This is a genomic window from Sedimentibacter acidaminivorans (assembly GCF_017873955.1).
GTDB classification, from domain to species: Bacteria; Bacillota; Clostridia; order Tissierellales; family Sedimentibacteraceae; genus Sedimentibacter; species Sedimentibacter acidaminivorans.
Genome location: NZ_JAGGKS010000003.1, coordinates 305120 through 319367 on the forward strand (window position 1 = coordinate 305120; position 14248 = coordinate 319367).

General features: G+C 29.5%; 15 protein-coding genes. 2 read left to right on the forward strand and 13 right to left on the reverse strand.

Going from position 1 to position 14248, the window contains the following annotated elements; translation table 11 throughout:
• Nucleotides 1-466: 466 nt before the first annotated feature.
• The 6 genes from J2Z76_RS07075 to J2Z76_RS07100 all read right to left on the reverse strand — a co-directional run bounded on the left by J2Z76_RS07075 (nucleotide 467) and on the right by J2Z76_RS07100 (nucleotide 4684).
• Nucleotides 467-1048, reverse strand: a complete 582-nt coding sequence (locus tag J2Z76_RS07075; protein ID WP_209511307.1) for a hypothetical protein — start codon at nucleotides 1046-1048, stop codon at nucleotides 467-469.
• Between the two features lie 19 nt (nucleotides 1049-1067).
• The gene (locus J2Z76_RS07080; protein WP_209511308.1) at nucleotides 1068-1505 is read right to left on the reverse strand and encodes a hypothetical protein; all 438 of its coding nucleotides are present in this window, start codon (nucleotides 1503-1505) and stop codon (nucleotides 1068-1070) included.
• 175 nt (nucleotides 1506-1680) lie between these two features.
• Nucleotides 1681-2430: an alpha/beta hydrolase gene (locus J2Z76_RS07085; protein WP_209511309.1), complete on the reverse strand. Its 750-nt coding sequence runs from the start codon at nucleotides 2428-2430 to the stop codon at nucleotides 1681-1683.
• 122 nt (nucleotides 2431-2552) lie between these two features.
• A complete protein-coding gene (locus tag J2Z76_RS07090) occupies nucleotides 2553-2825 on the reverse strand; it encodes a CD3324 family protein (RefSeq protein ID WP_209511310.1) in 273 nt (90 codons plus the stop codon).
• Nucleotides 2826-3173: 348 nt separating this feature from the next.
• Nucleotides 3174-4007, reverse strand: coding sequence for a LysM peptidoglycan-binding domain-containing protein (locus tag J2Z76_RS07095; RefSeq protein WP_209511311.1), 834 nt, complete (start codon nucleotides 4005-4007; stop codon nucleotides 3174-3176).
• Nucleotides 4008-4168: 161 nt separating this feature from the next.
• Nucleotides 4169-4684 (reverse strand): hypothetical protein, encoded by a 516-nt coding sequence (locus J2Z76_RS07100; protein WP_209511312.1) that lies wholly within the window; start codon nucleotides 4682-4684, stop codon nucleotides 4169-4171.
• Nucleotides 4685-4898: 214 nt separating this feature from the next.
• On the opposite strand from J2Z76_RS07100, the gene J2Z76_RS07105 reads away from it, so the two are divergent.
• The gene (locus tag J2Z76_RS07105; RefSeq protein WP_209511313.1) at nucleotides 4899-5636 is read left to right on the forward strand and encodes a zinc dependent phospholipase C family protein; all 738 of its coding nucleotides are present in this window, start codon (nucleotides 4899-4901) and stop codon (nucleotides 5634-5636) included.
• Nucleotides 5637-5847: 211 nt separating this feature from the next.
• The gene (locus tag J2Z76_RS07110) at nucleotides 5848-6654 is read left to right on the forward strand and encodes a TIGR00266 family protein (protein ID WP_209511314.1); all 807 of its coding nucleotides are present in this window, start codon (nucleotides 5848-5850) and stop codon (nucleotides 6652-6654) included.
• A 207-nt stretch (nucleotides 6655-6861) separates the two neighbouring features.
• On the opposite strand, the gene J2Z76_RS07115 is transcribed toward J2Z76_RS07110, so the two are convergent.
• The 7 genes from J2Z76_RS07115 to atoD form a co-directional block, all read right to left on the reverse strand.
• Nucleotides 6862-7713, reverse strand: a complete 852-nt coding sequence (locus tag J2Z76_RS07115) for a tRNA lysidine(34) synthetase (RefSeq protein WP_209511315.1) — start codon at nucleotides 7711-7713, stop codon at nucleotides 6862-6864.
• A 50-nt stretch (nucleotides 7714-7763) separates the two neighbouring features.
• Nucleotides 7764-9344 (reverse strand): H(+)/Cl(-) exchange transporter ClcA, encoded by a 1581-nt coding sequence (gene clcA, locus J2Z76_RS07120; RefSeq protein WP_209511316.1) that lies wholly within the window; start codon nucleotides 9342-9344, stop codon nucleotides 7764-7766.
• A gap of 162 nt (nucleotides 9345-9506) precedes the next feature.
• The gene (locus tag J2Z76_RS07125) at nucleotides 9507-10463 is read right to left on the reverse strand and encodes a 3-hydroxyacyl-CoA dehydrogenase family protein (RefSeq protein WP_209511317.1); all 957 of its coding nucleotides are present in this window, start codon (nucleotides 10461-10463) and stop codon (nucleotides 9507-9509) included.
• A gap of 76 nt (nucleotides 10464-10539) precedes the next feature.
• Nucleotides 10540-11826 (reverse strand): GntP family permease, encoded by a 1287-nt coding sequence (locus tag J2Z76_RS07130; RefSeq protein ID WP_209511318.1) that lies wholly within the window; start codon nucleotides 11824-11826, stop codon nucleotides 10540-10542.
• Nucleotides 11827-11926: 100 nt separating this feature from the next.
• Entirely contained in the window at nucleotides 11927-12688 is a 762-nt protein-coding gene (locus J2Z76_RS07135) for a 3-hydroxybutyrate dehydrogenase (protein ID WP_209511319.1), read from the reverse strand.
• 103 nt (nucleotides 12689-12791) lie between these two features.
• On the reverse strand, nucleotides 12792-13451 hold the full coding sequence (locus J2Z76_RS07140) for a 3-oxoacid CoA-transferase subunit B (RefSeq protein ID WP_209511397.1): 660 nt from the start codon (nucleotides 13449-13451) through the stop codon (nucleotides 12792-12794).
• Nucleotides 13451-14107 (reverse strand): acetate CoA-transferase subunit alpha, encoded by a 657-nt coding sequence (gene atoD, locus J2Z76_RS07145; protein WP_209511398.1) that lies wholly within the window; start codon nucleotides 14105-14107, stop codon nucleotides 13451-13453. Before atoD ends, J2Z76_RS07140 begins: the two co-directional genes overlap by 1 nt.
• Between the last annotated feature and the right edge of the window lie 141 nt (nucleotides 14108-14248).

A 14248-nucleotide genomic window follows, 5' to 3' on the forward strand; every position in this document is an offset into this window, starting at 1 on the left:
CATTTTAGTAGCCATGTAGGCTTTCCACTATTTGATGTGCAACTTCCGTAATTTTTTTTGATAATAAATAATATACCTATCCTCAAAATTTCTTTGGAAATTACATTTCAAATAGTAATAGTAATAATAGCGCTATTATTATTATAAAAATTATAACACAATAATATGCAATTTTCTTTTTTTCTTAGTCCATTCTTTCAAATATTTATACTCTTTCATAAAAAAACCTCTTTTATTAATTTGATAATTAATATTAACCAAAATACATCTTTTCCGCTTTAGCGTCAGCTGTTAGAATCTCTATACCCTACTTATTTTGTTTTTGTTTTAATAACGCGAAGCGCCGCCACAAAGTGGCTTCGTGCTTAGATACTGTTTCTACCCTTATTCATTGACATTATATTGAATGATTAATTTATCTATCTTTGAAATTTCATCATCATTAATTGTGTAAACTCTTCCTTTGTCATGTAAAACTTCTATAGTAATAATTTTTTTCACTATATCCTATTTCAGGTAAATATCTCTTCATAACTTCAATTATACCTTTTACATATTCATTTTCAAACTCTTCATCATTTAAATTATCAAAGTCACCGTTAAACGTCTTCACATTAAATTCATCAATATATAATAAAATATCGTTATATGCTAAACTAATAATGTTAATAGGATATATTGATATATCAACTAGATAACCATTTCCTGAATCATTTATATTTTCAATCTCATATTTTGATTTTGAATAAATTGATTTATAAAGATTTATAATCTCATTTTGCATTTCTTCTGTTAAATTTCTTATATCAAAATAGTTAGCAAAAGCATTTGATTCAATATTTAATCCATTCATATATATTTCTTCTACTTTGTTTATCTCTAGTCCTGTTATTTCGCTGTACTTTATAAAATTGCCTTTATACATAGCATCCATTGCACTGTCTACATAGGCATTTACTTCAATATGATTATTATCATTAACGCAACCGGTTAGAATTAATAACATTATAATAACTAAAAAATTCACTTTGATTTTTTTTATTATCATATAAAGTCCTTTCTTATAATTAATCTATTTGTATACTTTTATGAAATTTACTCTTATCAAAATCTTGATTTAATTTTCTATTTAAAACTTTGAATTTTCTATAAGAGAATATATCCCTTTCCATTTGTTCGATTTCTTCTACCATATTTTTATCTATGGAAATAATTTCAACATAAACTTCATCGCCCATTTCATTTTCTTGTAATTCATACACCTTTACGGTATTATTATTTTTATCATGCACTGTTTTTTTCGTTTTATATTTTATATTTTCATTGTAAATTATGAGTTCACGTTCATCTTCTTCATATCTAAATTTAGAGATCGTGCCATCTTCATTCATTATTTCACTTTCTGTAATTTTCACATAGCCTTCATCTGCAAATACAATTATGTTATATGAAACCAAAAATACAATTATTAAAATTATAAATTCAGTAATTGCATAGGTCTTCATAAAATCTCCTTTCAAAAAATTTATATTTTAAATCAATATCTTGTATCAATAATTGTTTTATATAATTTATTCTTTTTTTTCTGATGACAAATCATATTTTTTATTTACACTAAAAAACTTTATATCTAGAAAAAATTTTTTTCAAGTCTTCAATACTAAATTCCTAAATCTTTATTTATTTTAGAAAATTTTTTATTATTTTTGAATATTCAATATCATTTGATATAACTGCTGGATGAAACCCATTCAAAAATACACATTTCTCTCCATATTGTACTATTTCCAAAATTGAAGTATATTCATCCTCAAAATCATTTCTAATCATATCATCAGTTTTGCTTGCAGTAAGTAGCAATGGAACTTTTAGTTCTGATAATTCTTTTTTGATTAAGGGACAATGTTCTTTCGCAAATTGTAGCAAGCAATTCGTGTCATTATCAACAACACTTTCCCAATCGTTACCGTGACAAAAAACATAAAATTGTTTTGCAATTTCATTTTGTTTAGAATAACACCGTTCTTCTAATAGATTTACTGCAAAATCACGTGCCAGAGTTCTTCCATCAAAACTGTCTGCTACAACTTTCTTTACTAAATCCGGTCTTTCTAGAGCAACATTAAGGGCTACCCAAGCACCACCGCTTGTTCCCAGTAAATTGACATTTTCCAAGGATAAAAACTCTAATAGGGCAATTGTCTGCATTGCTTCATCATACCATAGTTCTAAAGGAAATTCCTCCAGTCGTTGAGATTTACCATGTCCTAAAAAATCTATCGTAACTACTCTATACTTATCTAAATATAACTTGATTATAGATTCAAACATTTTAGAAGAAGCAGTGTTGCCGTGTAAAAATACCAAGGGTTCTCCATTTCCGTTTTCTTCATAATAAATATTTTTGTTCTTATATTCAAAATATGCCATTTAAAATTCCTCCTATATTTGTTTTTATAAGTATACCATTTACAAAAGTAATAGTTCTACCACAAACATTTTTATAATAAAACGAGTGCCATAACAATTGCTATGACACTCACAATAAATATCTATTTTTTCTTTTGTTGAAGAATAATTCGCTTTATGCTTTTGAGAACTAGATAGTATTTTTCTGATAACTCATCGAATGACATACCCGATTGATAGTCCTGATAAATATCGCGATTTCTATCAGCCAGAATAATCTTTACTCCTGTTTTACTTCCCCATTTTTTTCGTGTGTTTTCTTTTCGAGGAATGTAAACCAACTCACCATCTATATATTTTTGAACTTCTTCAATTATCTCATTTGGCAAAATATCATTTGCCTTAAAATAGCCCATTCTGCACCTCCTGATTAAATATTGGATTAGCAGTAGCTATTACATTCGCCTATTTAAATTTAATTCTCTGTGCAATAGCCCTGCTATTAGCACAGTTTAGTTCCAACACCCATCATACAAACCACCTTTCTTTTCTCTTTTTTTAGTATACTATATGGTTATATTAAAAACAATACAGCAGTTGTTTTATTGAATATTAATTTTTCCTTGGTCTGTATAGATTACTTTGTCAGCATAACCATAGCAGTTATGATGTAAAAACATCTCATCTGAGATGCTTAATAAAACAAATAATCTGTAATTCAAAGTAACATTGTTTTTAGCAACCTTTGTTTGCTTATATAAACACTAGAAATTATACAATGTTTGAGCAGATATATAACTTTCTTCAAACAAATTAATTTGATTAAGAATATCATTAGATATGTTAGTAGTAGTATCCAAATCTTGATTCTCTATTGCTTGACCTAGTGAATCTATTGCTTCAGAAAATTGCAATATAGCTTGATTATATTCACTAGAAAAATCTGGATTCAAATCATTCCATACAACATTTAAAAAATCAAAATTATTATTTACTAAATTCCAATTTCCTACTTCGGCATTAAGTGTAATTGATCTAGCCAAATATTTTAATCTAATTATATTAGTTGATAATTTTGTCTCGTAAAAATCAAGAATAAATGAAGTGTATAGAGAAATAATATTAGCATTTACCTCGGACTCATATACATTCTCAGAAGCTATTGCATTTTCTAAATTAATTATTGCTTCATTTATATTAATAATTAAATTTAGTGGAATTAAGTTTTCTTCAAGCATTGGCTTTAATTCATCAAAATTACTTTTTATTATAGCCAACCTGCTATTAGCTTCATTCCAATTTTGATTATTTATGTCATCTATGATTTCCCCTACTGTTATATCAATTGTTTCCAACTGTTTCGGTGCAATAATAGATAACACTTGCCTTGGTATGGATATTGCACGACTTGGAATATTTTTTATTTGCCTTGGAATAGATATTATTTGTCCAATAGTAATATATTTGTCTTTTATAATTTGTGGATTCGTTAACATTAACAAATTCAATGGTATTCTATATTTATGTGCTATTTTATTTAAAGTATCATCTGGGCGCACTATATATGTTTCATAAGGATAAAAAACATTTTTCTTCATAAAAAATTTCTCCTCTCGCATGTTATTAGTAATTATATTATGAATAAAAGGCTGCTTTAGTTCATAGTATTTATTGTTTTTTATAACAAAAAAACTTCTAAAAGGATGTACCAATCAAGCTATATATTTAAAAAACATATACAAAAAAATCAACTTGCATTTCAATTATCATTTATTAGTTTATCTCTTGGATGTGGTGGAAGATTTATTATTTCTTCTTCAATAGGTTCCCCTTGTATAATTTTATTTAAATTATAATAAAAACTAGTTGTAATATTTGGAAAAAGTCTAATATTTAAAGTTGTTATTTTATAATACCCTAAACTTTCTATTGTTAAGTCATAAGTTGTAAAAAAATATTCTGGACTTTCAATTAAATCTCCTAGGAGATTTGCTACAGGTAATTCAATTATAGTTGGATTTTCAGTTGCTATTAAACTTTTAACAGGAACTTGGGTATCCCCTTGTTTGGTATAAATTGTAATAACAGCATCTATTGGAAACTCCCTACCTAAATCTTTAGTTATATAAATTTCTAAAAATCCAGTTTCAGTATTAACAGGAGTTTCAGTCATAAAAACACTATAAGTAGAATTTACTTTTTTATAATTACGTTTACTATAACTTGTGTAAGTTTCATCTATATTAAATATCTTTCTTATATCATGATAATTCAATTTAATGTACCTCCTTTAAAACCATCTGCAAATTATCTTTATTTTACATTATATGTGCTTATTAATTTAATGTATCTAATTACCTTAATGAATTAAATTTATTAAGATAATATTATTTTAATAAACAATTTTAGAAACCTATTTTTACTAGAATAAAAATCTCAAACATGTAAAAAATAATAATTGAAAATAAAAAATAGTTAGGATGGTTCAAATGCACATTATAGAAAATTCTTATGCTCATGTTTATAAAAATATTGTAAAAGTACTAAACCCAATTAAAAAAAGAATAATTAAAACAGAATGTACCGTCCACCAATTCATAAACAAACAGTCTATTATAATAATAAAAAACGATGGTCATCTTGAAGCTTTTAGTTTTATGTCTAACTATATAAATGATATAAATGAAGGAGTGATTTGGGCTGATCAAGATTTAAAAAGCAGTAGTCATTTTTACAACCCCCAAAAAAACGATGGATTATACGGAAACAGTGATGCTAAAATAGAATGCATAAGATATTACACTAAAGCATTGAATGAATATTCAAATGGAAATATAAAAGAGGCAATGTTTTATTTTGGTGCATCTTGCCACTTAATTCAAGACTTAACAGTTCCACAGCACGCTAATGTTGAATTATTAAGCAACCATAGAAGCTATGAAAATTGGGTTATCGAAAAATATAAATACCACAATGAATTTAAAGTTTTCAAAGGTGGAATATATTATAACAATTTAAGATATTATATTAACTTCAACAGCAAGAAAGCAATTGATACACATAAAAAATATTTACGAGTTAAAAATAAAAATATGAGATTTTTTAAAATCACTTCAATAATACTAACTTTAGCTCAAAAAACCACTGCTGGTTTGATGTATAAATTTTATTATGATATTCAAAAGCTTAATTCTATAAAATTATTCAAACAAGAACATAATCAATAAAATTTCAAATTGTGTATAAATTTACTGTATTTTATTGTCTAACTATGATAAAAAATTGTCAAGTAAAATAGTAAAATTTTACAAAAATTATTTTCTTTCTTTTTAATAGTTTGATATAATATAAAATAGAAAGTATATTTTGTATAAATAAATTATTAGAGATGTTCTTATAAATCTCTATAATATATTATAATTTGAGAGGAGAATTATTATGCAAAAAGCACATGAAGTTGACTACACATTGTATGGAGATGATATGCAATTTGTAGAAATAGGATTAGACTATGGTGAAAGTATCATAGCAGAAGCTGGTGCAATGATGTACATGGATTCAAGTGTTGAAATGGACTCTATTTTCGGTGATGGTTCAAACAAAGATGCAGGAAAAGGGCTAATGGGAAAATTAATGGGAGCAGGAAAAAGGGTAATAACTGGTGAAAGTTTGTTTATGTCTTCATTCACAAATAAGGGTAACAACAAGTGTGTGGTTGCCTTTGCAGCACCATATCCTGGTAAAGTTATCCCAATGGAATTAACAGATTATAACGGACAAATTATTTGTCAACGCGACTCGTTTTTATGTTCAGCAAAAGGTATATCAATAGAAATTGCTTTTCAAAAGAAAATAGGTGCTGGTTTATTCGGCGGAGAAGGATTCATAATGCAAAAATTAACTGGTGATGGACTTGCTTTCTTGCATGCTGGTGGCATGGTTATAAAAAAAGAACTTTTGCCTGGTGAAATGATAAAAATTGATACAGGTTGTTTAGTAGCATTCACTAAAGAAGTAGACTACGATGTTCAGTTCGTAGGAAATATAAAAAGTGCTTTATTCGGTGGAGAAGGATTGTTTTTAGCTACTTTAAGGGGCCCCGGCTACGTATGGTTACAATCACTTCCTTTCAGCAGAATGGCTGATAGAATATTTGCTGCTAGCAAAAAAGCTGGTGGTGAATCCAAAGGTGAAGGAAGTCTTTTAGGAGGCATAGGTTTAGGTAATATTTTAGGTAACGATTAATTCCACATAAAAATATATTGTTTTACACCAATCCCTTTTATCACATCTGGACTTATTTTATAAATAAACTTTAGCAGCTACTGAACTTGGTATGAGGTTGAGAACTTTATATAGAAAAACTAAATAATAATTAATCATAAGAAAGTAATAACGGTTAAGCAAAAAATGCTTAACCGCCTTTAAATAATTATAAATCTCATATTTAATCTAACATTTTTTAGTTGCATCATTTATAATAATATTATCATAATATTCTAAAAAGCTGTGTCTTTTTCCGTTTTCACGATATCCTATCACTGTGTCTAAATTTACATTGTGAAGACTTGTAAAAATATTTAAGTCAAAATTAGGATTTATTTTCTTTAATTGCTTTACAAGCATTTTCATTTCATGCCTTTTAGAACCACCTGTTTCTTGCTCTATTTTTTCTGTTATTTTACATGCGCATTGAATGAAATGCAAATCATTATATCTAGCCCATGCTATTATATCTTCTTCATGCACCATATACATAGGTCTAATTAATTCCATACCTTCAAAATTAGAACTATGCAATTTTGGCATCATAGTTTTTATTTCTCCGGCATAAAGCATGCTCATCAATACAGTTTCAATCATATCATCAAGATGATGCCCTAGTGCAATTTTATTACACCCTAACTTTTGTGCATACCTATACAAATACCCCCTTCTCATTCTAGCACACAAGTAGCATGGTGCTCCTCCTGACAATTCTACAACATCAAATATTTGTGTTTCAAATATTTCAACAGGAATATTTAAAACCCTCGCATTATCAACAATCCTTTTTCTATTTTCTTCATTGTATCCTGGATCCATTACTATATACTCAACCTCAAAAGGAATTTTGCTGTATTTCTTCAGATGTTGCATACACATGGCCAAAAGCATTGAGTCCTTTCCACCAGATATACATACTGCTATTTTATCTCCCGCCTCAATAAGTTTGTAATCTCTAATTGCAGAAGTAAACCTAGACCATATTTGCTTTCTATATTTTTTTATGATACTTCTTTCAATTTCTATATGTTTTTCCATTTTTATCCTACTTCAATTATAAATTTTGACATAATTTGATTTTTATATTATTAAAAAATCACATTTGATCCCATTTCCAATAATTCTTCCTTGATTAACGCAGCTTCTTCTTCATTTGCAAGAACGTACAAATAATCTCCCGAAAAAGTTTTAGTGTTTCCTTTAGGAATAATCTCTTTTTCACCTCTTTTTACAGCGACAATTAAACAATTTTGATTTAATTTCAAGTCTTTTACAGCTTTACCATCTAAATATGAATCTAAACAAACTGGTATTTCTAATATGCTTTTATTTCTACTATCTACTGATGAATCATGCACTCCATTATTTTTAAGCAATCTTTCAAGCAAAGATTCATATATAGGTTCTGACTTTAACAAACCCGCAGTAATGTACGCAACCAAAGAGATAATACTTATTGAAAGTAAATATGAGAATGAACCGGTCATTTCAGTAATTAAAATACTTCCTGTTATTGGTGCCCTTACAATAGCTGAGAAAAAACCTGCCATTGCTAAGATAATAAAATTATTTATATAATTTGAATGAAGTCCAAAAAAGTTTTGTAGTAAATCTCCATATATTGCACCAGATATGGCACCTAAAACTAATAACGGGAAGAAAATTCCACCAGGAGCTCCAGAACCATAACTTATCATTGAAAAGAAAAACTTAATAACTAAAATCAATAATAACATATTAACTGTATAATCACCATGTATTAGTGATTCTATAAGAGAATGACCTCCTCCTAAAATTTCCGGAAATACAAAAACTAAAATACCAGCCATCATAAATGGAATCATTGGTCTAAATTCTATTGGTAACCATTTTTGTTTATTATATAAATCTTGAGTTTTTAATAAAGTATTGTTATATATAGCACCAAGCACTCCAACAATAATCCCCAAAACAATGATAAGTCCATATGTTTCAAGTCCTAAAGGAATAATACCTGTAAAATCAAAAACTGGTCTTAATCCAAAAAAATGTTTTGATATAAAATCTGCTGTTAATGCTGCAGACATTGCTGGTAATAGTATAAGAGGAGAAAAATGTTTATGAACTTCCTCAAGTACAAACATAATGCCTGCCAATGGAGCATTAAATGCTGCTGCTAGCCCTGCTGCCGCTCCACAAGTAACTAAATATTTTTCTTCAATTGCATTTCGTTTAAAAATTTTCCCAACTCCTTGTCCAATAGCTGCGCCAAGCTGTATAGAGGGACCCTCTCTACCGAGAGATAATCCTGCACCAATAGAAATTACACCTCCGACAAATTTTCCTATAATTAGAGTTACCCAATTCATTTTGAGTTTTCTTAAAAGAACACCTTCGACTTGAGGAATTCCACTTCCGCTTATTAATGGGTCTCTCTTGACTAACCGCCCTACTATGTACGATAAGACTATTAAAATTAAAAACCACATTGGAATAAGTATACCCTTATTCATATTTAAATTGAATATAAATTGTCTTATATTACCTGCCTCTTCTAATACAATCCTATAAAAAACAATTAAAAACCCAGAAAAAATACCAACTACTATACCCTGTATTAAGAGCTTTATCTTAATGTTACTCATATGAGATAATGTGTTGTATGTATCTTTTTTATGCCCTTTTTCCATTCATATCCTCCTATGATTTTATTTATAGATTTTATGCAATTTCGTTAATACTATATCATATTTTGCATAATATAAAAAGTATTATCTTAACTTTTTTATTTTAAAAATGCATTGGTGACTGTCATGTCTCCAATGCATTTTTATATTATCTATACGTTTTTTTTAGTTCCTATTCTTTTCTTTATGAATATATTTTAGCATTTTAAAGAAGTTTTCATCTCTTCGCTGCATAACTTCTTCACCCTTTTTATCAGGGTAATCATAGAAGCCCTTACCTGACTTTACACCTAAATCTTTATTGTCCATTAATTCTCTCTGCAATTGAGTTGGTTCCTTTACGCAACTCAATTCGTTAAATAGATAAGAAGAAATAAAATAGAATGTATCTAACCCGCCTAAATCTGCCGTCTCAAAAGGTCCTAAAACTGGATATCTAAATCCAGGGCCATATTTCATAGCATTATCAACATCTTCTACAGTAGCTATCCCATCTTCTACAATCTTCAAAGCTTCTCTGTATACTGCAAATTGTATTCTGTTACCAATAAAACCATTAGCATCTTTCAACACAACAACTGATTTTTTTCCGATATTGTCAACTAATTGTTTTAATATGTTAACTGTATCATCAGTTGTATCATCTGCTTTAATTAATTCTATTAATGGAATTATGTGCGGAGGATTCCACCAGTGCATACCTATAAATCTACCTTTGTTTTTAACTTTTTCACATATGCCATTTATACTTAGTCCAGAAGTATTAGTAGCAAATATTGCATCTTCTCTAGCTATTTCTTCTACTTCCTTCCAATAATCTTGTTTAATATCCATTTTTTCAACTATAGCTTCAATTATTAAATCCGCATCAGCAAATACCTTTTTATTCGTTGAATAAGTTATATATTTCAATGATTCTTGAGCTTCTTCTTCGCTTAATAAACCTTCATTAATTAAGGTCCTGTTATTTATTGATATTATTTTTTTAGTGTTTTCTAAGAATTTATCTGATATATCAGTTACAACTACCTCGTAACCTTTTTGTGCAAATATCAAAGCTATACCCGAGCCCATGGTTCCACCACCAGCAACACCAATCTTTTTAATACTTTCTAACTTCATTGTATACGCCTCCTAATTTTATTAGTCTAAACTAACTATAATCTAAAGTTTAAGCTATGTATACTATTTTTTTAACCTAATATATACCTAAGCTTCCTAATATTATAGCTGGTATTGATGCAATTAAAGGTATTACTAGAGATGTAGCACATATGTCAATATAAGAGTCTTTATGTGTCATACCCGTTATAGCTAGCAATGTCAACACTGCTCCATTGTGAGGTAATGTATCAAGACCACCAGATGCAAGAGACGCTATCCTGTGAAAAGCTTCTGGACTAATGCCTGTTTGCGAAGCTATTTGCATATATTTTTCTCCCAATGCTTCCAATGCAATACCCATTCCTCCTGATGCAGAACCTGTTGCTCCCGCTAAAACGTTAACTGCTATGGCTTCAGAAATCAAAGGACTACCTTTAATGTTTAAAATAGAATTTGTAAGAGTTTGGAATCCTGGAACGGCCTTTACAACAGTTCCAAAACCAACTGCAGCACTTGTATTAATAATTGCAACTATTGATCCACCGGCTCCACCACTGATTGCTTTAGTAAATCCTAAGTATTTTTTAATATTAATTATCATTGTTAACAAAATACCAGAAATTAAAGAAACAACAATATCCCATCCGAAAATATTCAATGTTAAAATTACTGAAAGCAAAGGTAAAAAAGATAAAAACGCATTAGGCAAATCTTTTATTACGACTTCATCAGTATTCTTTTTTTCTGGTTCAACAAAGAACATTCCTTTTTCCTTAAATTTCTTTTCTCTCATAGTAAGCCATAACATACCTAACAAAAACATCAATAATGCTGCAGTAATACCCATAATTGGAGCAGCCATTGGAGTTGTTCCATAATATTTCATAGGAATTAAGTTTTGTATTTGAGGTGATCCAGGTATAGCAGTCATTGTATATCCAAACGAGCCAAGAGCTATAGCACCTGGTATTAGCCTTCTTGTAATGTTGGCTTCTCTATACAATTCAAGTGCTAATGGATACATAGCAAATACGACTACAAATAAACTGATGCCGCCATAAGTTAATACGGTACAACCTACTACAACAGAAAGAATTGCTCTCTTTGAACCTAACACTTTTGTTAACCAAATGGCTATTGATTTTGCTGAACCAGTATAATCCATTAAGTGACCAAATATTGCTCCTAACATAAATGCAGGAAACCAAGATTTTGTAAAGCCAACAAAACCCGCCATATATGTATCTTTATATGCAGGAAGTAATTCAAGCCCACCCGTTAAAGCAACTACCATTGCACAAACTGGAGCTACCCAAACTATTGAATAACCTCTATATGCTAAAAACATCAATAATACCAATCCAATAACAATTCCTAACATGCTATTTCCTCCTTTAAATTATGAATTTTAATTCTATGTAACTCTAGTAATATGTTAAAATACTAAAGTCACAAAAGGCTATATTTACTAATCCAAAACATTAGCCAGCAGTCCAACCACAATCAATTGTAAACATAGAACCAGTAATATATGCGCCTGTATCTGAACATAAAAATTTTGCTACCTCACCAACATCTTTAGGCTCTAATAACTTTTTAATTGCTGCTTTTTTCAACATAATATCTTCAACAACTTCTTCTTTTGATATACCATGTGTTTTTGCTTGATCAGCAATTTGGTTATCAACTAAAGGTGTTCTAACATATGAAGGACAAATTGAATTTACAGTAATACCATATTTGCCTCCCTCCAAAGCAGCAACTTTTGTTAGTCCTCCCATACCATGCTTAGCTGAAACATACGCAACTTTGAACTCAGATGCCACAAGTCCATGAATAGAATTTAAATTTATAATTCTTCCCCAACTTTGTTCTTTCATTGAAGGCCAAACATACTTTGTTAATAAAAATGGAGCCGTCAGCATTAAAGACATCATAAAATCCCATTTAGCTTCAGGAAAATCTTCAATTGAACTTACAGTTTGAATACCTGCTACGTTTACCAAAACATCTACTTTTGAAAATTTATTCAAAGTAAAATCAACTAAACCCTTGCAATCTTCTCTTTTGCTTAAATCTGTTTTATAATAAACTCCGCCTAACCTTTCCGCTTCTAACTTTAATTTTTCCTCATTAATATCAGCCATTACTACCTTTGCTCCATCATTAGTAAATGACTCAGCTATAGCTAAGCCGATTCCACTAGCTGCTCCTGTTACAATACACACTTTATTTTCTAACATTTTCATTCCTCCTAATTATAAATTTAATTAACTATATTTTCTGTTTCAATGCAACTATAAATTTCATAGTCGTATATTCATATAGAATTATCATCAAAAAATATTAAGCTTGTATTTCCTTTAAGTCTTCTGGAATTATTAACGTTGCTTCTGTTGCTATTTGAACATCTTCAATTGAATATTCAGGATTTATTTCTCTTAAAACAAGTCCACTAGCAGTAACTTCCATAACCCCCATCTCGGTAATAATGAAATTAACAACATTGACTGCTGTTAAAGGTAATTTGCATTCTTTTAGTATTTTGTGATTTCCTTTCGCTGTATGGTTCATAGCTACTATTACTTTTTTAGCACCTGTAACAAGATCCATTGCTCCACCCATACCAGGAACCATTTTACCTGGTACCATCCAATTTGCAAGATTACCTCTTTCATCAACTTCAAGTGCTCCTAGAACTGTAACATCAACATGACCGCCTCTAATAATAACAAAAGAATCAGCGCTATCAAAGAAAACACCACCTGGATTAACAGTTGTATATTGACCACCTGCATTTACTACATAAGGATCTTCTTCGCCTTCTTTTGGTGCTGGTCCCATACCAAGAAATCCATTTTCCGATTGCAAAATAATTTCTATATCATCTGGTATAAAATTAGATACTAGAGTTGGTAGTCCAATTCCAAGATTTACAACATTGCCATCTTTTAGCTCTTTTGCAACTCTTTTTGCAATATAATTTTTCACTAAATTTTTATCCATCATTCATTACCTCCTAATACTATATAATTTACAAATATTCCTGGAGTCATGATATCATCTGGATCAAGTTCACCAACTTCAACGATTTCATCTGCTTCAACTATTACTATATCTGCAGCAGTTGCCATCATCGGATTAAAGTTTCTCGTAGCCTTTGAATATCTTATATTGCCTTTCTTATCAACTTTTGCTCCAACTATAATAGCAACATCCGCCCTTAAAGGTTTTTCTAATAAATATTCTTTACCATCTACTTCAATTGTTTTTTTTCCATCAGCTACTATAGTTCCAATACCTGTTGGAGTTAATATTCCACCCAGGCCTGCCCCAGCAGCTCTTATTCTCTCTGCAAGGGTTCCTTGAGGCACAAGTTCAACATCAAGTTCACCTGCATTCATTTGATTACCAGTTTCTTTATTTGTCCCTATATGTGAAGCTATTAATTTTTTTACTTGTTTATTAACAATTAGTTTTCCTATTCCAACTTCAGGAAATGAAGTATCATTAGCAATCAAGGTTATATTTTTAACTCCTTTTTCTACTAATGCATTCACAATTTTAAAAGGATTTTTACATCCTAAAAAGCCACCAACCATTATTGACATGCCATCATTTATCATATTGACAGCATCATCTACTGAAATCAACTTATTCAAATTACTTACCTCCCCAAAACTACCTATAGGAGTTCTTACAGCACTTACAATAACAACTTCTTTCATTAAACTTCCCCCTTTTTCAAGATTCCTTTAAATTTTGTTGTTTAAATAATGCTTCAGATGACTATATAAAATTGA